The sequence below is a fragment of the Streptosporangium sp. NPDC048047 genome, assembly GCF_040653115.1.
Classification (GTDB): Bacteria; Actinomycetota; Actinomycetes; order Streptosporangiales; family Streptosporangiaceae; genus Streptosporangium.
This window is the reverse complement of record NZ_JBEZNH010000010.1, coordinates 173,727-192,279: the sequence shown is the minus strand read 5'-3', so window position 1 is coordinate 192,279 and position 18,553 is coordinate 173,727. Positions and strand designations below refer to the sequence as shown.

Genomic DNA, 18,553 nt, shown 5'->3' with positions numbered 1-18,553 from the left:
AACGCCCCCGCCGCGCCCGCGCCGGGATCCGGTCGCCTCGCCTGCCGCCCTCGCCGCTTCCCCCGGCCCTGGTCCCGTTCCTCCGGCTTCACGCTCCACCCCGTTCACTGCCGACCATCCGCACCCATACTCGCCGACGCGGCTGCGGCCGCCCCGGCGGGGAATGCCTCCAGAGCACTACAGCAGATCACCGCCGACCGGTTGAGGGCGGGCGCTCCCGCGTTCAGCCGATCCGCGGGCAGCGCGTCCCGTCCCGGGGGACCTTCAGGTCGATCAGGTAGTCGTCCACCAGACGGTCGACGCAGGACGAACCGGTCAGGTAGGCGGTGTGCCCGTCGCCGTCGAAGCCGACCAGCACGCCCGAGGAGAGCTCGTCGGCCAGTGCCCTGGCCCATTCGTACGGCGTGGCCGGGTCGCGCTCGGTGCCGATGACCATGATGGGGGCGGCGCCGGGGGCGTCGGTCCGGTCCAGGGTCTTCCCCTTGACCGGCCAGTAGGCGCAGGGCAGCGACCCCCACGTGACGTAGCGGCCGAACAGCGGCGCCTTCTCCGCCGCCCGGTCCGCCGCCCTGGCGAACGCGGCCGGACCGGCGGGGTAGCGGGCGTCGACGCAGTTGACGGCCATGTTGGCCTCGGTCTGGTTGGAGTAGTCGCCGTCCTCCTTGCGGTCGATAAGCAGGTCGGCCATGCGCAGCAGCAGGCTCCCGTCACCCTTGCGCGCCTCGCCCAGCGCCTGGCGGAGCACCGGCCACGCCTGCCGGTCGTAGAGGGGGGTGATCAGGCCCAGTACGGCCCACGCCTCGTTGACCTGGCGGTCGTCGCCGTTCCGGTTCGCGAGCGGATGCCGGTCGGCGCGGTGCAGCAGGTCGGCGACCTCCCGCCGGGCGGACTCCGCCGTACCGGTGAACGGGCAGTCGTCGGCGGTGAGGCAGTCGGCCAGGAAGGCGTCGAGAGCGACCTCGAAGCCGTGGGCCTGGGCGGCGCTCATCGCCATCGGGGACAGTGAGGTGTCCACGGCACCGTCCAGCACGAGGGCGCGGACCCGGGTGGGGAACAGGTCGGCATAGACCGCGCCGAGCTGCGTGCCGTACGACTTGCCGAGGTAGGTGAGGCGGCTGTCGCCGAGTACCGCGCGCAGGCGGTCCATGTCGCGGGCCGCGTCGGCCGTGCCGACGTGCGTCAGGAGCCGTCCCGACCTGGCCCGGCAGCCGGCCGCGAACTTCCGCGAGCCCTCCTCCAGGGCCGCGACCTCGGCCGGGGAGTCGGGCGAGGCGTCCAGGCCGGTGTAGGCGTCGAGGTCGCCCGACGACAGGCACCGTACGGGTGAGGAACCGCCGACCCCACGCGGGTCGAATCCCACCACGTCGAACCGGGCGCGGACCGCGTCGCTCAGCACGGAGCGCGCGCTGCGGGCGTACTCGACGCCTGAGGCGCCCGGGCCGCCGGGGTTGACGAGGATCGAGCCGATGCGGCGGCCGGTGGCGGGGAGCCGGATCACACTGATCTCGATGCGCTCGCCGTCCGGCTTTCCGTAGTCCAGCGGCACGGGCAGCTTCGCGCACTCGAAGCCGTCGCCGCAGTCGTTCCACGCGAGGCCGGTGTCCGGCCTGGTCGTCCCGGCGCAGCCGGTGGCGAAGACGGCCAGCGCCGTGAGGACCGCGACGACGGCGGTGGCGGCGCGTAAGGCGGCTGGAACCTCGAAGGGCGGGCGCCCGGCGCGTCTACGCACTGCTTCGTCCTCCAGAACTGGGACGCCGGGTCACCCGGCGAGCCGCGCCCGCCCTCGGGGAAGGAGGATCGCCGCGCCGCGTCCGCACCCGCCCGGACGGGCGGCGAGGACCACGCTAACCCCGCCCGCGACGCCATGGAACACCCGCCTTCCGGGCCACCCCGGGAGAGAGCGCCGTACGGCGGGCCGGGCGGAGCCCACCACGGCGACGGACGCGGCGCCGTACGGCGGGTATCCCGGCCGATCCCCTGTTTGTCGAGCGATGAGGCGCTTGTTCGGCCCAAAGTAAGGTTTTCCCCAGCCACGCGGGTCACCCTGGGCCGATAACGATGACCGTGGTACGAACATGAACTAATGCATTCTGAGCCTCATTCTTCATAACCGGCGGGACACATTCCCACTGACGCGGAGCGTCCCGCCTGTCACCCCATCCGGGTGACTCCGACCAGGCAGCGGCGGCGCGCGGGAAACCGGAAAGAGTCCATGGGAAGCAGCCATTTCACACGCCCCCTCGCCACTCCGGGCGGTTCGAGGGCCGCGGAAGAGGTGGTCCCCGGACGGCGCGGCCTGGGCCGGCGGCTGCGGACGCTGGCGGGTGTGGACGAGGGCGTCCTGAGCCAGATACCGCTGGAGCGGACCCGTTACGTCGGCCTCGGCGGCGTGGTCCTGGGAACCGCGGTCGTCGCCGGGATCTCGATGTGGTTCGCGCTGAGCCAGGTCCTGGGCGGCGCCCACGTCGCCATGCTCATCCCCGTCGTGGTGTGGGCGCTCATCGTGCTCAACCTCGACCGCTGGCTCGTCTCGACCGTCACCGGCACCTGGCGGGCCAGGCTGATGCTGCTGGTCCCGCGACTGCTCGTCGCCGTGGTGCTGGGCTTCATCATCGCCGAGCCCCTGGTCCTGCGGGTCTTCGAGACGGCCGTGGTCCAGCACGTGATCAGTGGCCGCGAGGCCGCGCTGGTCGCGGAGCGCGCCCGGCTGCTGGAGTGCAACTCGCGGGTGCCCGGCAGGACGCCCGGCCGCCGGGACTGCGCGAACGCCAGGCTTCTGACCTCGACGGCCGACGCCGACCTCACCCGGCTGAGCAACCTGGAGCGCGACGCCGACACGTTGCGGACGCAGGTCGCCGCCGACCGGAAGCGGTACGACAGGCTGGTGGACCAGGCGACGGCCGAGTGCGCCGGGGAAAGCGGTGAGGGCCTGAGCGGCAGGAAGGGCATGGGACCGCTCTGCAGGCGTCTCGACGCCGCCGCCAAGCGATTCATGGACCGCAGCGGGCTGGCGGAGAACCAGAAGAAGCTCCAGAAACTGGAGGGCCGGGTGTCGGCCCTGCGCGGCCCGCTCGCCGAGCGGCAGTCCGACTTCGAGCGGCGGCTGGACGCGCGCGTCGGGGAGCGGCTGGCCGCGATGCCCGGCAAGGACGACCCCGTCGGCCTGCTGGAGCGCATGCGGGCGCTGCACGAGGTCACCGCGGCGAACGTCTATCTCAGGCAGGCGACGTGGCTGCTCCGTCTCTTCCTGATCCTCGTCGACTGCCTGCCGGTCCTCGTCAAGATCATGAGTGGGACGACCGCCTACGACCGCATGGTGGACCGGACGAACCAGGCTCAGGAGACGGTCTACAACAGGCGTGTCCGGCTCGACACCGAGGCGCGCCTGGAGGAGCTGGAGCTGCGCGCGCGACGCGGCGCGGACCGGCGCCGCCGGGAGCACCGCGCACTGGACGCCGTCGCCGGCACCCGCGCCGGACTCCTCCCCTGACCCCTGCGGCCTTCGGGCTCCATGTCGGGTCCCGGGGTCGACCGGCCGGCTCGGCTCGGCGGGACGTTCCTCAGGCCGGAAGGGGCTTGCGGGCCTCGATGAGGAAGCGGGTCGCGTACGCGACGAAGGGCCCCTCGTCCTGGATGCGGTCGTGGAGCCGCCGGAGCTCGGCGCGGTAGCGGTCGACGGAGAAGCCGGGGACGATCCAGATCACCTTGCGGAGGAAGTAGATCACCGCGCCGACGTCGTGGAAGACGGTGAGCAGCCGCTCCGGCCGGAGGTCGAGCACCGTGAGGCCGGCGTCCTCGGCGCGGGCCCGGGTCAGTTCGTGATCGCGGGCGGTGTCGCGCGGCTGCGGCCCCAGGAAGAACTCCGTCAGCTCCACGACGCTCCGCGGACCGACCTGCTGGGAGAAGTACGTCCCGCCGGGCCGGAGCACGCGGGCGATCTCCTCCCACCAGGTGGTCACCGGGTGGCGGCTCGTCACCAGGTCGAAGGCGCCGTCCCGGAACGGGAGCCTCGGCTCGTCGTCGTCGGCGACGACCGCGACCCCGCGCGGGCGCAGCCTCGCGGCGGCGCGGGCGATGTTCGGCGGCCAGGACTCGGTGGCGACCGTCACGGCGGGCAGCCGCGGAACGCCCGCGAGCACCTCGCCCCCACCGGTCTGGAGGTCCAGCGCGGCGTCGGCGCGCGCCATGCGCCCGGCCATCAGCCGCGAATATCCCCAGGAGGGCCGTTCCTCGGTCGCCCGGCCGTCCAGCCAGGAGAAGTCCCAGCCGTCGACCGAGACCGACTCGGCCTCCGCCACCAGATCGTCGAACGACCGCTTCGCCGCCTCCGCAACCATGGTTCGAGGCTGACAGGCTTCCGGGCGGATCGTCCAGCGGATTTCCCGCGCCGGCTTTCGGGACGCGCCTCAGCCGCCGGAGCCCGGCTCCGCCGCCGTGCCGTACATCGCGTCGTGCTGTTTGCGAGGTGAGCAGACCGAGGCCGACGGGCAGGCGCAGCGGCGGCCGCCCTCGTCCAGGCGGACCGTCACCGAGTCGGAGGGGACGTTGCGCCCGACGACGGTGCCCGTCCCCTCGGGGGTGTCCACCTTCGACCCGATCCGGGGCATCGTGCGGTTGGCCTCCATGTAGAGGGGGTGCTCGTACTTCAGGCAGCACATCAGCCGCCCGCACGCCCCCGCGATCCGCATCGGGTTGACCGGGAGGCCCTGGTCCTTGGCCATCCGCACCGAGACGGGCTCGAAGTCCTTCAGGAAGGTCGCGCAGCACAGGTCGCGGCCGCACGGGCCGATACCGCCCTGCAGGCGGGCCTCGTCGCGCGGGCCGATCTGCCGCAGCTCGACCCGGGCGCGCAGGTTGCGGGCCAGGTCGCGGACGAGGGCGCGGAAGTCGACGCGGTGCGGGGCGGAGAAGTAGACGGTGTAGACGTTGTCGGCGTCGAGGTAGTCGACGCCGACGACCTTCATCGGCAGGGCGTGCCGCTTGATGAGCCGTTTGGAGACGCTCCTGACCTCGGCGCGCCGCCTTCTGTTGTTCTCGTCGCGCGCCAGGTGCTCCTCGCCGGCGATGCCCGCGCACACCGGCAGGTCGCCGATCTCCTCGCTGGTCCACTGCGGAGCCCACACGCATTCGGCCACCTCGGGCCCGGCATCGGTCGGCACGAGCACCTTGTCGCCGATCTTGGGACTGTGCTCGCCGGGGTCGAGGTAGTAAAGACGGCCGTAACGGGTGAAGCTCACCGCCATGATCATGCTCATGAGGCTCCAAACTGCAGGGGGTACGGCTGGCGCCCTCCACGCCACCCTACGCGCCGCACCGCCGCCGCGGACCCCCGGATCCGCCTCCGAGTTCGTCCGTGGTCCGTCCCGGATCGACCACCATCCCGATCGACCCGCTTCCCGCCTCGGAGCGGGAGGCGGGCCGGCCATCTCCGAGCCGGGCTCCGACGCCGGTCAGTCCCCGGACCGGTCATCCCCCTGAGGTTCTGCCCCTCCGGAACCGTTCTCCTTTCCGAAGTCGGGAGCCTCAGGGAAGCTGCACTGCCTGCGGTCGTCATCGGACCAGGGCAGCACCCTCGCGATCCTCGCCCGCAGGGAACTCCGCTCCCATTGCTCCTGTGCGCACCGCTGGTCGACGGCGTGGGACACGCCGGGTAGACGGCCCACGGCCCGCACCACCGCCATGGGGTCGGCGCCCGGCCTGACGCGAGCCCAGAAGGACTCCGGCATGTCATCGACCTTGATCACCGACAGTAGTACGGTTTTGTCGGCGTTCTCCCGCCGGAATTTCTCCCAGGCCGTCTTCCGGTCCCGGAACGTGACCGCCTCCACCTCGGGACTGGCCAGCAGCCTCCGCCGAAGGTCCTCCTTCTCCGCGGCGGTGCTCCCGCCCCTGCCCGCGCACGGCGGAAAGGGGCTATGGCTCTGGCAGAGGAAGACCGTCACCAAGGGCTCCTCCGACGGTTCGATGCCGTTGACGGCCATGGCGACGAGCGTCTCGTTTTCCGGAGGCTGAACGGGAGCGGAGATCCGTACGATTCCGAAGGCCACCACGGCGGCGGCGAGGGCGGCCCCGATCCGAAGGGGGGCCCGGGATCGCCTGTGGACTGGGACGGTCAGCGGGCGGATGTCGGTGACGGTGTCGCCGGCAGCCGACAGGGCACCTCGCAGGCGCTCCTCGGTGGTCTTCATGGTCATGACTCCTCCCCAAGCGTCCGGGCGAGGGCGGCCAGCCCGCGCGCGATGGTGGACCGGGCCGTGCCGGCTCGGATGTCCATGACATCCGCGATCTCCTGGTCGGGCAGGTCGAGGTAGTAGCGCAGGATCAGCGCCTCGCGCTGCCGCTTCGGCAGCCCGAGCAGCGCCGTCAGGACCTCGCGGCGCTCCTCGCCGAGCAGCGCCGCGTGCTCGGCCGACCAGACGGGCGGCTCGTACGGCGCGGCCCGCCGGAACGCCACCGCCCGGCGCCGCAACACGGAACGGGCCCCGTTGAGCACCGCCGAACGGACGTAGGTCAGCGCACGCCCGGGGTCGCGCAGGCGGCGCCGTCCCGCGTGCGTCCGGGCGAACGCCTCCTGCACCACGTCCTCCGCCGTGGCCTGGTCGCCCACCATGAGCAGGGCCAGCCTCACCAGGCCGAGGTGGTGTTCGGCGAACAGTCCCGCGATGTCGACGCGGTCCCTCGCCAGGCGCTCCGCATGCGGAGGGGCCTCGATCTTCGGTTCAGGGGTCGTCCCCGAGAATGACACGATCACATCACAGAGACGCCGGACCGGGCCGTCTGCTGCTCGGTCCGGCGCACGTTTTCCGGCGTTCTTCCCGGCGGGTCCCCGGCGGTCCGCCCGCCGTACGGCTCCGTGTCACCCGGTGAGCTCGGCGAAGGCCCGCTCCCAGCGTTCGGCGACCACGGACATGTCGTAGCGCGCGGCCGTCTCCAGCGCGTTGCGGGCCATGCGGTGCCGGCCCTCCTCGTCGTCGATCATCCGGAGCAACCCCTCGGCCAGCGCGTCGACGTCGTCGGGCGGGACGAGCAGGCCGTCGTGGCCGGAGGTGATGATCTCACGCGGTCCCCTCGGGCAGTCGAAGCTGACCACCGGCACCCCGCAGGAGAACGCCTCGATGATGGTCATGCCGAAGCCCTCGAACCGGGAGCTGACCGCGTGGATCGACGCCTTGGCGAGCTCTCCCTCGATGTCCTCGGTCGGCCCCATGAACGTGACGTTGTTGTGCAGGCGCAGCTTGACGGACTGCCGGACCAGCTTGTCGCCGGAGCGGCCCTCGCCGTAGATCCGCAGCTTCCAGTCGGGCCGCTTCTGGACGACCTGGGCGAACGCCTTCAGCAGCCGGTCGTAGCCCTTGACCGGAACCAGCCGCCCGGCGGCCAGCACGAGCCTGTTCTCCTGCCGGGAGCGGGGCCGCGGCGCGGTGGGCAGGCCGTTGCCGATGGTGATCACCCGCGTCCGGCTTTCGCCCAGCATGTCGCGGTAGTCACGTTCGTCGGCCTCGGTGAGGGTGACGACCGCGTCCAGGCTGGGGTACCACTCCCGGATCTCCTGGAAGATGCCGGGTCTGTGCGCCTCGAAGTGCAGGTGCTCCTGGGCGATGGTGACGACCTTCCGGCGCGCGAACCTTGCGGCCATGATGTTCAGCCCGGCCCGGGTGGTGACCAGCACGTCGGTGCGGAGCCGGCGCAGCTCACGCCTGAGCACGTCGTCGCTCCAGGCGGTGAAGGAGGCGTAGGCGCGCTCCTCCGGGTGGATCAGCGCGCTCTCCTGCCCGCTCAGCCGTTCCGCCCGTTTCGTGTACGGCCAGCGGACCCTGGCCCCCTCCCGCAGGTCCACCAGCGAGCGCAGCCGCACCCGCGGGCCGAGCCGCAGGAAGGGCCGGTCGGCGTGCTGGAAGACGCTGATCACCTCGACGTCGTGACGGAGGGACAGCTCGGTGGCGAGGTCGAAGGTGGCACGGATGGTCCCGCCCATGCCGTAGGCGTTGAGAATCAGGAAGGAGATCTTCACGCTTCCTCCTCCTCGATGGTCAGGGCCACGGCCAGGCTGTCGGTGTCGGTGTAGTACGGCCGCACCCGGACCCGTCCCACGTGCTGGGCGGGGAAGCGCACCTTGGTCTTCTTGTCGGTGACGTCGTCGAGGCGGGCCGCCAGCGGCAGCCGTGCCCCGCCGGCCTCGGCGTACAGGTCCCAGAAGGTCCGGCGCCGGCTCTGTCCCCCGGCCATCGGCTCGATCCGGACGCTTCCCTCGAAGCTCCGGCCGTGGAACGCTCCCGGACCGGAGACCGGCTCTGCCCCCTTCCTCGGCACGGCCACCAGCCGAGCCGGGCCCTCGACCGGCTCGCCGTAGGCGATCACACCCGTCACCCCGACCACGCCGTCGTCGGAGACGACACCGGTCACCTCCACGTACGGCAGGACCTCCCTCACGGCCAGCGCGAGCGTGCCGACCGAGGTGCGGAAGGCCCGGACCTCCCGTTCGCGGGGCATGGCGGCGTAGTCCATCAGGCCGTCCAGCGAGAAGCCCGGGTCGTCGGTGGCGATGGGCTCCCCCCGGTACGACGCCACCCAGATGCCCGGCGCCAGCCCTGCCAGGGCGGTGCCGGCACGCTCCTCACCGGTCTCCGCGTGCCGCAGGACGATGTCCCCGTCCTCCGCCGCGGACCGCCCGCCGCCCGAGTCCGGCCACTCGACCCTCAAGACGTCGTCGCCATCCACCCTGCCGGTGACGGCCCTTCCGACTCCGGCCAAGGCCGCTCCGCCCCGTGTTCCCGTACCCACTGAGGAACCCCCGTCTTGCCCGCTCACCCCGTAGAGCACGCATAGAGATTAAAATGACAACAAGTTTGTATAAATTCGCTGGGAATTCTAACGATCCATGCTTCCCCTTCGAGGGGATTTGACGCGAAAAAATGCCGTCGAACAGCACGGCGTCGCGAACCCGTCCCCCGCCTGCGCGGAGCCTGGGAACCCGGGTGCGGCACCCGTACCGCTCGTCCGCACACCGTGGAGTCGTACGCCGCCGCGCCGTACACCGTCACGCCGGGGGCGGCGCCGTACCGCGGGCGTCTCGCGTCGAGGCCGGGTGCTCCCCGCGGCACGGCACGCGCCGGCCCCGGCCCCGGTTTCCGGGTGCGGGAAGCCCGTAAAGTCACACTGCATACCCTTAAAGACTCAAAAACCATCCATAACGTTGCACGCCTTGGCGAACCCGAAACGGACATCACCCGGCCGCACGATCAGCCATAGCCACTGACCTGCGAAAACGATGACGAGACCGTCTGAATCAGAGAGAAGCCGTCTCACCTCGAAAATTATGAGGAAGCCCGACACAAGATAGAAAAACCGGAAATATGGCTAAAAACGGAGAGATGCCTCTGAGGCGACCGCCAGGCGGCAGGATCTAGGACGAAACCGGATAACCGGGACCGTCGCCCGGCTCGGGACCGGGACGGGGCCTGGGCGGGATCAGGACCCGGTCCCGGTCCCGAGCCGGGATCAGGACCCGGTTCGAGACCCGGACCGGATCAGGGAGCGGGACGGCGCAGCGAGAGGGTCATCGCCTCGACCGCCATCTGCGGGTTGACGTTGGCCGCCAGCCGCTCCCGGCACAACATGATCGCGTCGATCCTGCGCAGGGTGTCCTCGGGGGCGGCGGAGCGGGCCTGGTTCTCCAGGTCGGCGCGGCGGTCGTCGTTGGCCAGCTCGACGGGGGCGCCCAGCTGCAACGCCAGCACGTCGCGGTAGAACACCACCAGGTCGAGCAGGGCCGTGTCGATGACGTCGCGCTTGGTCCGGGTGGCCCGGGACTTCTGCCGGTCCTCCAGATCCTTGAGCGCCCCGGCGCCGCCGCGGATCAGGCCCCTGTTGAGCCCCTTGCCCGAGGAGCCCTCGCCGTAGGCCTTGCGCAGCTCGGCGGTCTCCGACTCGTTCAGCGCCGAGGTCACGGCGGCGGCCTCCTCCTCGGCCGTCTTGACCAGCCGCTCCGCGGCCGTCACGCACTCTCCCACGCCGGTGAGCGAGGCGGGGATGGACAGCACCGCCTCGCGGCGCCCGCGCGCCTCGGCGTTCAGGGCCAGCCTGCGGGCCCGGTCGATCTGCCCCTGGGCGGCCCTGGCCGCGAACTCCGCCGTCGCGGGCGGCACGTTCTCGCGGGTGACCAGCATGTGGGCGACGGCGGCGGTGGGCGGGGTGACGAGCGTGACCACCCGGCAGCGGGACCTGATGGTGATCATCATGTCGTCCGGGGAGGGCGCGCACAGCAGCCAGACCGTCCGCGGCGGCGGCTCCTCGATCGCCTTGAGCAGGGCGTTGGAGGCGCCCTCGGTGGCACGGTCGGCGTCCTCGAACAGCACGACCCGCCAGCGGCCCAGCGTCGGGGCGCCGGCCGCGCGGAGGATGAGCCGGCGGGTGTCCTTGATCCCGTAGGAGAGCCCCTGCGGGCTGACCACCTCCAGATCCGGATGGGAGCCGACGGCCACCTGGTGGCACATGTCGCAGTGGCCGCACCCCTGGTCAGGGCAGAACAGCGCGGCGGCGAACGCCCGCGCGGCCTCCTCCTTGCCGGACCCGGCCGGACCGGTGAACAGCCAGGCGTGGGTCATGCCCGCACCGCGGCCTCCGGTCAGGACCTCGGCCGCCGAAGCGGCGACCCTGCGGAGCGTCTCGACCGCCCGCTCCTGGCCCACCAGGTCATCGAAGACTCCCACCCGGACAACCTACCGCCGGGGTCAATCGTGGATGACCGGGATGGTGCTCGTGGCGTCCTCCGCCTCGCGGGGAACCGGGTCGGGCAGGATCTCTCGCACCCGGTCGTGCACGATCTCGGAGATCATCCTCTGGTCGAGGGTGCCGTCGACGACGAGGTAGCGGTCCGGGTGGGCGGCGGCCAGCGCGCGGAACTCGCGGCGCACCCGCTCGTGGAACTCCAGAGGCTCCGACTCGATCCGGTCGGCGGCCCCGCCGAGCCGTGTCAGCCCGATGGACGGCGGGGTGTCGATGAGCACGGTCAGGTCGGGGACCAGCCCGCCGGTGGCCCACTCGTTGACCCTCGCCACGTCCTCCTGCTTCAGGGACCGCCCGGCGCCCTGGTAGGCGAGCGAGGAGTCGACGTAGCGGTCGCAGACGACCATCGACCCCCGGTAGAGGGCCGGGCGGATGACCTTCTCGACGTGCTCGGCGCGGTCCGCCGCGTACAGCAGCGCCTCGGAGCGGGCCGACAGCCCCTGGTGCACGGCGTCCAGCAGGATCGCCCGCAGCCGCATGCCGACCTTGGTGGAACCGGGCTCGCGGGTCTGCACGACGTCGTAGCCCTGGTCGCGCAGCCAGATCGCCAGCAGCCGGGACTGGGTGGTCTTGCCCGACCCCTCGCCGCCCTCGAACGCGACGAACATCCCGCGCGGCTGCTCGTGGGCCCCGGGGGTCTCGGGGACGAACCGCTCGCCGCGCACCGCCGCCAGCAGGTCGGTCAGGATCGGGACGCCCCTGCGGTCGTCCATCTGGCGCAGCGCGAGGAACCCGACGACCGTCGCGAGCAGCCCGCCGACCAGCAGGACCAGGTTGGAGCCGTCGAACTGGTACACCGTCTCGCCGCGCACCCGGACCACGTGCCTGCCGAACAGGCCGGCCAGGGTGGGCGCCACCGCGACCACGAGCAGCAGGGTGACCCGGGCGAGCGACTGCAGGAACGAGAACGTACGGCCCCGCAGGCCGTCCTCCACGTCCATTCCGATCATGGTGTAGCCGATGATCCAGGCGGTTCCGGCGCACGCCCCGAGGACCACGGTGAGCAGCACCACGATCACCAGGTTGTGGACGACCGCGATCGCGGCGAGCACCAGCCCCGCGACGACGATCGACAGCCCGAACAGCCTCGGCCGCGACAACTCGCGCAGCAGCCTGGGCCCGAAGAACATGCCGCCGGCCATGCCGAGGAAGACCGCGCCGAACACCACGCCGTAGGCGGCGTCGCCGCCGCCCAGCGCCCCCACGTATATCTTGGCCACGCCGACCACCGCGCCGCCGGCCGCGAACGCGCCCAGCATGCCGATGATCAGCCCCCGGATGGCCCGGTTGCCGCCGACGAACCGCCAGCCCTCGACGATCTGCCGCAGCACCGACGGCGTGGAGATCACGATGTCCCCGGAGGGGACCTTCCGGATCTCCTTGAGCGTGAAGACGATGACGGCCGACACCAGGTAGGCGGTGGCGTTGATGAACAGCGCCAGGTAGGTGTCACGGCCGGAGAAGTACGGGATGAACCGGCCCAGCGCGTCGTCGGCGACCGACAGCACCGCGAACAGCAGCGCGGCGACCGGGGCGGTGCCGTACGTGACCAGGAGGTTGAGCTGGTTGGCCGACTCCAGCCGGTCCTTGGGCACCAGGTTGGGGACCGTGGCGTCCTTGGCCGGGACCCAGAAGAGGTTGACGCACTCGACGAGGAGGGTGGCGATGAGCACCCACTGGTAGTTGCCGACCGAGGTGAGCGACAGCACCAGCGGGATCGACAGGATCAGCGCGAACCTGAGCAGGTCGCAGGTGAACATCGTCAGGCGGCGGTCGAACCGGTCGGCGAACGCGCCCGCGACGGGACCGAGCAGGACCGCCGGCAGCATCTTCGCGACGAACACGCCGCCGATGGCCAGGCTCTGCGTGGTGTACCCCTGCCCGGCGGTGAGGTTTCCCGCCAGGGCGGTCAGCGCGATGATGTTGAGCCAGTCTCCCAGGCTGCACACCGACATCGCCGTCCACAGCTTTCGGAACGGCGTGTGGGCAAGCACATGAGGCGGCTTGCGTCGTGCGGTGCTCGGGCCAGGGGTGGTCATGGTCCCAGCGTATCGAGGCGCCCGCCTGGCTGGGGCGAACACCGGTCGAGCCGATATGCCCATCTGAGCGATGAGCCGGGCGATACGCACCATTCGTCCGCCGCGTTCGCTTTCGCCCCGCCCAGCGTGACCGTTCTCGCCCCGCCCGCCGCGACCACTCTCATCGTGCCCGCTGCGGCCGCTTCCGCCCCCGCGGCCGCTTTCGCCCGTCCGGCGGGCCGTTCAGGCGCGGAGCTCCAGCAGCGTGATCTCCGGCGGTGCCCCCACCCGGACCGGCGGGCCCCAGAAGCCCGCGCCCCGGGTGACGTACACCCGGGTGCCGCCCACCTGGCCGAACCCGGAGACGATCGGCTGCTGGAGGGAGACGAGCAGGTTGAAGGGCGCCATCTGCCCGCCGTGGGTGTGGCCGGACAACTGGAGGTCGACGCCGTACCGGGCCGCCTCGGTCGCCTGGACCGGCTGGTGGGCCAGCAGGATCGTGGAGCGGGAGCGGTCCCGGCCGCCCAGCGCGCGCTCGAAGTCCGGGCCGCCGGACGCGCCGGACGCCGGGCCGCCGGAGACGTCGTTGACCCCCGCGAGGTCCAGCACGGCCCCCGCGTGGGCGATCTCGACGCGCTCGTTCTGCAGCGGCCGGACGCCGAGCTGCCGGAGCTCCTCGATCCACTCGCCGGGGCCGTTCGCGGTGTAGTACTCGTGGTTGCCGGTGACGAAGTAGGAGCCGTAGCGGGATTCGAGGCTCCGCAGCGGTCTGGCCTGCGGGCCGAGCTCGGCCACCGTCCCGTCGACCAGATCGCCGACGATGGCGACCACGTCGGCCTCCAGCGAGTTGATCATGCGGACGATGCGTTCGGTGTGCCCGACCCCGGTGAGCGGCCCGAGGTGGATGTCGCTGACCACGGCCAGGCGCAGCCCGTTCAGCCGCGGGTCGAGCCGGGGCAGCCCGACCCCGGCGGTCTCGATCACCGGGTCGCCGAGCGCGGTGCGGACGCCGCCCCCGACGGCTGCCAGCGCGCCCACCCCGGCGACGGCGGCGACGGTGCGTCCGATGAAGAGCCTGCGTCCCACCGGCGCTCCGCCCGGACCGCGCGCCCCGGCCGCGTCCCCCTCGGCATCCGGAACGCCCGCCGCGCCGGGATCCCGCGCCGCACCCGGATGGCCTGACGCGTCCCGGGCGTCCGGCACGTCCGCGGTCCCCGCAGCCCCCGCAGCCGCCGCGGACCCCGTGCTCGCCGGTACGGCCACGCGCTCCGGCTCCCGCTCCGGCTCCGGCGCTCTCCGCCCGGCCCGCCGTACGGCCAGCAGTGCCAGTGCCCGCGGGATCTCCAGCACCACCAGGAAGACGAACAGGTAGAACATCACGGCGAGCCAGAGGTAGCCCGGCCAGGCCAGCAGGTGGCCCCACGACAGCCGTTCACCGGCGCGCATCACGATGATGAGCGCGGCCAGACCCAGCAGCACCGCGGTGAGTACGACGCGTGCCCGCCCTGGGGTCGTGGTGTCCCTGACCAGACGGCGCCACAGGTAGTAGTGGACCAGCACGACCACCGTCACGATCATCGCTATGAAACCCACGCCCGCCACCGCTCGCCCTCCGCGCCCGTCGTACCCGCCGCGCCGCCGTACTCCGTCGTGCCCGCACCGGGGCACATCGTCCCGGCAGCGCCCGCCGTGCCCACGCCGGACCGCGCCGTGACCGGCGCACCCGGCGGGCCCGCGTCGGACCGCACCGCGACCCGGGCGGCCATCGCGTTCACACCGGATCGCGCCGCGGCTCGGAGCGCCCGGCGTGCTTTCGAGAACGCCGGGCGCGGGCGGCGCGTTCCCGCGTACCTGAGAGCTCCCTCAGGTGCGCGGCGGCCCCCGATGCGGCGGGACGCGGTGAGCGAGTGCCCGGAGAGCCCCTCAGGTGAGCGGCGGCCCCGGTGGCGCGGCCCCGGCCGTCAGGTCTTGGTCTTGGCCTTCGGACGGGCGGCGGGGCGCTTCTTCGGCGCCGGACCCCGGGCACGGCGGTCCGCCAGCAACTCGGCGGCCCGCTCGGTGGTGATCTGCTCGACCTCGTCGCCCTTGCGCAGCGAGGCGTTCGTCTCGCCGTCGGTCACGTAGGGGCCGAACCGCCCCTCCTTGACCACGATCGGCTTGCCGGAGACCGGGTCCGCGCCGAGCTCGCGCAGCGGAGGCGCGGCGGCGGCGCGGCGCCCCCTGGTCTTCGGCTGGGCGAACAGCTCCTTGGCCTGCTCGATGGTGACCGTGAACAGGTCGTCCTCCGACGTCAGCGACCGCGAGTCGGAGCCCTTCTTCAGGTAGGGCCCGAACTTGCCGTTGTGTGCCCTCACCTCCTCGCCGTCCAGCTCACCGACGAGTCTGGGCAGCGTCAGCAGGCGCAGGGCGTCGTCGAGGGTGACGGTGTCGAGGGACATCGTCTTGAACAGCGACTCGATGCGCGGCTTGGGAGCGTCGGCCTTCTTCGTCCGCTTCTTCGCGCCCTCGGCCGGGGGCTCCTCGGGGAGGATCTCCGTCACGTACGGTCCGAACCGGCCGTCCTTGGCCACGATCGGGTGGCCGGTGACCGGATCCCGGCCCAGCTCGCGGACGCCGGTAGGGCGGGAGAAGAACTCCTCGGCCATCTCGGCGGTGAGCTCATCGGGCGCCAGGTCCTCCGGCACGTTCACCCGGACGCCGTCGCGGTCCAGGTAGGGACCGTATCGGCCCACCCGGATCATGATGTCGGTGCCGGAGATCGGGAAGGAGCTGATCTCCCTGGCGTCGATCTCACCGAGGTCGGTGACCAGTTCCTTGAGCCCCTCGTCACCCTCGCCGCCGTCGCCGTAGTAGAAGCGGCGCAGTTCCGGCACCCGCTCCGCCCGGTCGTTGGCGATGTCGTCGAGGACCTTCTCCATGTCGGCCGTGAAGTCGTAGTCGACGAGGTGACCGAAGTGCCGCTCCAGCAGGTTGACCACGGCGAACGCCAGGAAGGACGGCACCAGCGCCGTGCCCTTCTTGAACACGTAGCCGCGGTCCAGGATCGTTCCGATGATCGACGCGTAGGTCGAGGGCCGGCCGATCTCCCGGTCCTCCAGCTCCTTGACGAGCGTGGCCTCGGTGTACCGCGCCGGCGGCTTGGTGGCGTGTGTCAGGGCCTTGAGCTCGGCCACGGTGAGGCGGTCGCCCTCGGTGAGGTTGGGCAGGCGCCGCTCGGCGTCGTCGCGGGCGGCGGCCGGGTCGTCGGCGCCCTCGACATAGGCCTTGAGGAAGCCGTGGAAGGTGATCGTCCGGCCGGAGGCGCTGAACTCCACCCGCTCGCCGGCGCTGGATGTGCCGCCCACCTTGACGGTGACCGACTCGCCGACCGCGTCCTTCATCTGCGAGGCGACGGTCCGCTGCCAGATCAGCTCGTACAGCCGGAACATGTCACCGGTCAGCCCGGTCTCGCCCGGCGTGCGGAACACCTCGCCGGAGGGGCGGATCGCCTCGTGCGCCTCCTGGGCGTTCTTGACCTTGCTGGTGTAGACGCGCGGCTTGTCGGGGACGTAGGCGGCGCCGTACAGGTTGATCGCCTGGTTGCGCGCCGCGGCCACTGCCGTCTCCGACAGCGTGATGCTGTCGGTGCGCATGTAGGTGATGAAGCCGTTCTCGTACAGGCGCTGGGCGATCTGCATGGTCGACTTCGCCGAGAAGCCCAGCTTGCGGCTGGCCTCCTGCTGCAGCGTCGTCGTCCGGAACGGCGCGTACGGCTTGCGGGTGTACGGCTTGCGCTCGACGGACCCGACCTGGTAGGCGGCGCCGTCCAGCCGCGCGGCCAGGGCGCGGGCGGCGGCCTCGTCCAGGTGGACCACGCCGGCGCTCTTGAGCGTGCCGTTGGAGGCGAAGTCACGCCCCTGGGCGACGCGCTTGCCGTCCACGCCGGTCAGCGTGGCGGTGAACTCGTTCGGCGACTCGTCGCGGCCGGTGCCGAACAGCGCCTGCAGGTCCCAGTAGGTCGCGCTGGTGAAGGCCAGGCGCTCGCGTTCGCGCTCGACGACCAGCCGGGTCGCCACGGACTGCACCCGCCCGGCGGACAGGCGGGGCTTGACCTTCTTCCACAGGACGGGGCTGACCTCGTAGCCGTAGAGGCGGTCGAGGATGCGCCGGGTCTCCTGGGCGTCGACCAGCCGGAGGTTCAGCGTCCTGGGGTTGGCCACGGCCTCCTGGATCGCCCGTGGGGTGATCTCGTGGAACACCATGCGGTGCACAGGGACCTTGGGGTTGAGCACCTCGCGGAGGTGCCAGGCGATCGCCTCGCCCTCCCGGTCCTCGTCGGTGGCGAGGTAGAGCTCGTCGGCGTCCTTGAGCAGCTGCTTGAGCTTGCTGACCTGGGCCTTCTTGTCCGGGTTGACCACGTAGAGTGGTTCGAACTCATGCTCCACGTTGACGCCCAGGCGGGCCCACGCCTTGCCCTTGTACTTCTCAGGGATGTCGTCGGCCTTCTCGGGGAGGTCGCGAATATGCCCGATGCTGGACTCCACGACGTAGCCGCGGCCGAGGTACCCGGCGATGGTCTTCGCCTTGGAAGGCGACTCGACGATCACCAGGCGGGTTCCGCCGGCGTTGCCGTTCTTGGCTGGCACGCTGCTTCCTACCTCGCTGTTCGCATTCGTTCCCCGTTCACTTCCCCTCGGGTTACCCGATCCAGATCGGGCGCACTCCCAAGGAGAGCCGCAAGGACGCACAATAAAGCCCTATGAGTGCTGACGTCCCCCAGCCCATCCTCGGAGACTAATCGCTGTGCTCGACTACTCCTACTTGGTTCTCCACCTTCCGCGCGGTACGACCCGGGACACGGCCCGCCAGATCCTGACCGAACACGCAGAATACGGCGGCTGGGAGCTCGACCGCCTGAGACTGTATCCCGACGGCCGCAGGGACGTCCGGCTGCGTCGCAAGATCATACGTGCGACCAGGACGATGTGACCGGCCGCGGCCCGCGAAGGCCGTGGACGGACATGGCTCTGCCCGCCCCGGGCCGCGCCCCCGGAACGGGCAGAGCACTGCCGCTCCGCCCGGCGACCGGAACCCGGGCCACCCGGGCCCGCGGTCCCTCTCACCGGCGGCGGAGCGCCTGCGCGTCTCCCCCGGTGGCTCCGAGGGGACATGACCAAAGAGTTACTGATGTATTACCTGCCGGCTCGACCGAGCCGGAAGCGGCGGGTGGCCGCGAACAGGGTGGCGGAGAGGGCGGCCATGGCGCCGACCAGAAGAGCGGCCAGCGCGCCGGAGTTCATGCCGGCCACGCCCGCCGGTCGGGCGGCGCTCATCAGGCCGAGGTCGCCGACGGGCAGCGTACGGCCGACCGGCGCGGAGGTGACCCCGGCCGGAGCGGAAGTGACCTCACCCGGAGCGGAGGTGACCCCGGCCGGAGCGGAGGTGACCGCGCCCGGAGCACCGGCCTTGCGGCCCGGGTGCTGGGCGACCTCGCGACCCGTGTTCAGCTCGGACCCGCGTCCCGCGTTCAGGCCGGTCCCGCGGCCCCGATGCGCGGCCCCACGGGCGCCCGGCAGGACCGGGATCTCCGGCAGGAGCGCGGTACGACCCGCCCTGCCGGCGGTCGGCATCGCGACGGCCGCGGAGCGCCCCGGCCCGCCGGCGTGGGAGCCGCCCAGGCAGCCTGCGGCGGCGTCACCGAGGACGGCGACCGCGTTGCCGCAGATGTTGATCGGAGCGGTGATCGGGGCCACGACCTGGTTGCCGCCCAG

14 protein-coding genes are annotated in these 18,553 nt (G+C 71.9%); 2 read left to right on the top strand and 12 right to left on the bottom strand.

Annotated features, from left to right (window positions below):
- Positions 1-223: 223 nt before the first annotated feature.
- The gene (locus AB0D67_RS12140) at positions 224-1,729 is read right to left on the bottom strand and encodes an alpha/beta hydrolase (RefSeq protein WP_362932772.1); all 1,506 of its coding nucleotides are present in this window, start codon (positions 1,727-1,729) and stop codon (positions 224-226) included.
- A gap of 483 nt (positions 1,730-2,212) precedes the next feature.
- On the opposite strand from AB0D67_RS12140, the gene AB0D67_RS12135 reads away from it, so the two are divergent.
- Positions 2,213-3,490 (top strand): DUF4407 domain-containing protein, encoded by a 1,278-nt coding sequence (locus AB0D67_RS12135; RefSeq protein WP_362932770.1) that lies wholly within the window; start codon positions 2,213-2,215, stop codon positions 3,488-3,490.
- 70 nt (positions 3,491-3,560) lie between these two features.
- Here the strand turns inward: AB0D67_RS12135 and AB0D67_RS12130 are convergent, their stop codons facing one another.
- From AB0D67_RS12130 to topA, 10 genes are all read right to left on the bottom strand, one after another.
- Entirely contained in the window at positions 3,561-4,337 is a 777-nt protein-coding gene (locus AB0D67_RS12130; RefSeq protein WP_362932768.1) for a class I SAM-dependent methyltransferase, read from the bottom strand.
- A gap of 69 nt (positions 4,338-4,406) precedes the next feature.
- Positions 4,407-5,249 carry a regulatory iron-sulfur-containing complex subunit RicT gene (gene ricT / locus AB0D67_RS12125; RefSeq protein WP_362932838.1) on the bottom strand — a complete coding sequence of 281 codons (843 nt, stop codon included), beginning with the start codon at positions 5,247-5,249 and terminating at the stop codon, positions 4,407-4,409.
- 201 nt (positions 5,250-5,450) lie between these two features.
- The gene (locus AB0D67_RS12120; protein WP_362932766.1) at positions 5,451-6,194 is read right to left on the bottom strand and encodes a permease-like cell division protein FtsX; all 744 of its coding nucleotides are present in this window, start codon (positions 6,192-6,194) and stop codon (positions 5,451-5,453) included.
- Entirely contained in the window at positions 6,191-6,745 is a 555-nt protein-coding gene (locus tag AB0D67_RS12115; protein WP_362932764.1) for a SigE family RNA polymerase sigma factor, read from the bottom strand. Before AB0D67_RS12115 ends, AB0D67_RS12120 begins: the two co-directional genes overlap by 4 nt.
- Positions 6,746-6,856: 111 nt before the next feature.
- Positions 6,857-8,011 carry a glycosyltransferase family 4 protein gene (locus AB0D67_RS12110; RefSeq protein ID WP_362932762.1) on the bottom strand — a complete coding sequence of 385 codons (1,155 nt, stop codon included), beginning with the start codon at positions 8,009-8,011 and terminating at the stop codon, positions 6,857-6,859.
- Positions 8,008-8,751, bottom strand: a complete 744-nt coding sequence (locus tag AB0D67_RS12105) for a hypothetical protein (protein ID WP_362932760.1) — start codon at positions 8,749-8,751, stop codon at positions 8,008-8,010. Before AB0D67_RS12105 ends, AB0D67_RS12110 begins: the two co-directional genes overlap by 4 nt.
- A gap of 776 nt (positions 8,752-9,527) precedes the next feature.
- Positions 9,528-10,709 carry a DNA polymerase III subunit delta' gene (locus tag AB0D67_RS12100; RefSeq protein WP_362932758.1) on the bottom strand — a complete coding sequence of 394 codons (1,182 nt, stop codon included), beginning with the start codon at positions 10,707-10,709 and terminating at the stop codon, positions 9,528-9,530.
- 21 nt (positions 10,710-10,730) lie between these two features.
- On the bottom strand, positions 10,731-12,824 hold the full coding sequence (tmk, locus tag AB0D67_RS12095; RefSeq protein WP_362932756.1) for a dTMP kinase: 2,094 nt from the start codon (positions 12,822-12,824) through the stop codon (positions 10,731-10,733).
- Between the two features lie 222 nt (positions 12,825-13,046).
- Positions 13,047-14,396, bottom strand: coding sequence for a metallophosphoesterase (locus AB0D67_RS12090; RefSeq protein WP_362932754.1), 1,350 nt, complete (start codon positions 14,394-14,396; stop codon positions 13,047-13,049).
- Positions 14,397-14,764: 368 nt separating this feature from the next.
- On the bottom strand, positions 14,765-17,428 hold the full coding sequence (gene topA, locus AB0D67_RS12085) for a type I DNA topoisomerase (protein WP_362932752.1): 2,664 nt from the start codon (positions 17,426-17,428) through the stop codon (positions 14,765-14,767).
- A 157-nt stretch (positions 17,429-17,585) separates the two neighbouring features.
- On the opposite strand from topA, the gene AB0D67_RS12080 reads away from it, so the two are divergent.
- Positions 17,586-17,771, top strand: coding sequence for a DUF5703 family protein (locus AB0D67_RS12080; RefSeq protein ID WP_362932750.1), 186 nt, complete (start codon positions 17,586-17,588; stop codon positions 17,769-17,771).
- 203 nt (positions 17,772-17,974) lie between these two features.
- Here the strand turns inward: AB0D67_RS12080 and AB0D67_RS12075 are convergent.
- Positions 17,975-18,553: chaplin family protein (locus AB0D67_RS12075; RefSeq protein ID WP_362932748.1), on the bottom strand; the 579-nt coding region annotated here is incomplete at its 5' end.

Excerpts from the sequence above, each read along its gene's own strand:
- AB0D67_RS12135 (WP_362932770.1), top strand. The coding sequence starts at position 2,213 with ATGGGAAGCAGCCATTTCACACGCCCCCTCGCCACTCCGGGCGGTTCG.
- AB0D67_RS12130 (WP_362932768.1), bottom strand. The coding sequence starts at position 4,337 with ATGGTTGCGGAGGCGGCGAAGCGGTCGTTCGACGATCTGGTGGCGGAG.
- ricT (WP_362932838.1), bottom strand. The coding sequence starts at position 5,249 with ATGATCATGGCGGTGAGCTTCACCCGTTACGGCCGTCTTTACTACCTC.
- AB0D67_RS12120 (WP_362932766.1), bottom strand. The coding sequence starts at position 6,194 with ATGACCATGAAGACCACCGAGGAGCGCCTGCGAGGTGCCCTGTCGGCT.
- tmk (WP_362932756.1), bottom strand. The coding sequence starts at position 12,824 with ATGACCACCCCTGGCCCGAGCACCGCACGACGCAAGCCGCCTCATGTG.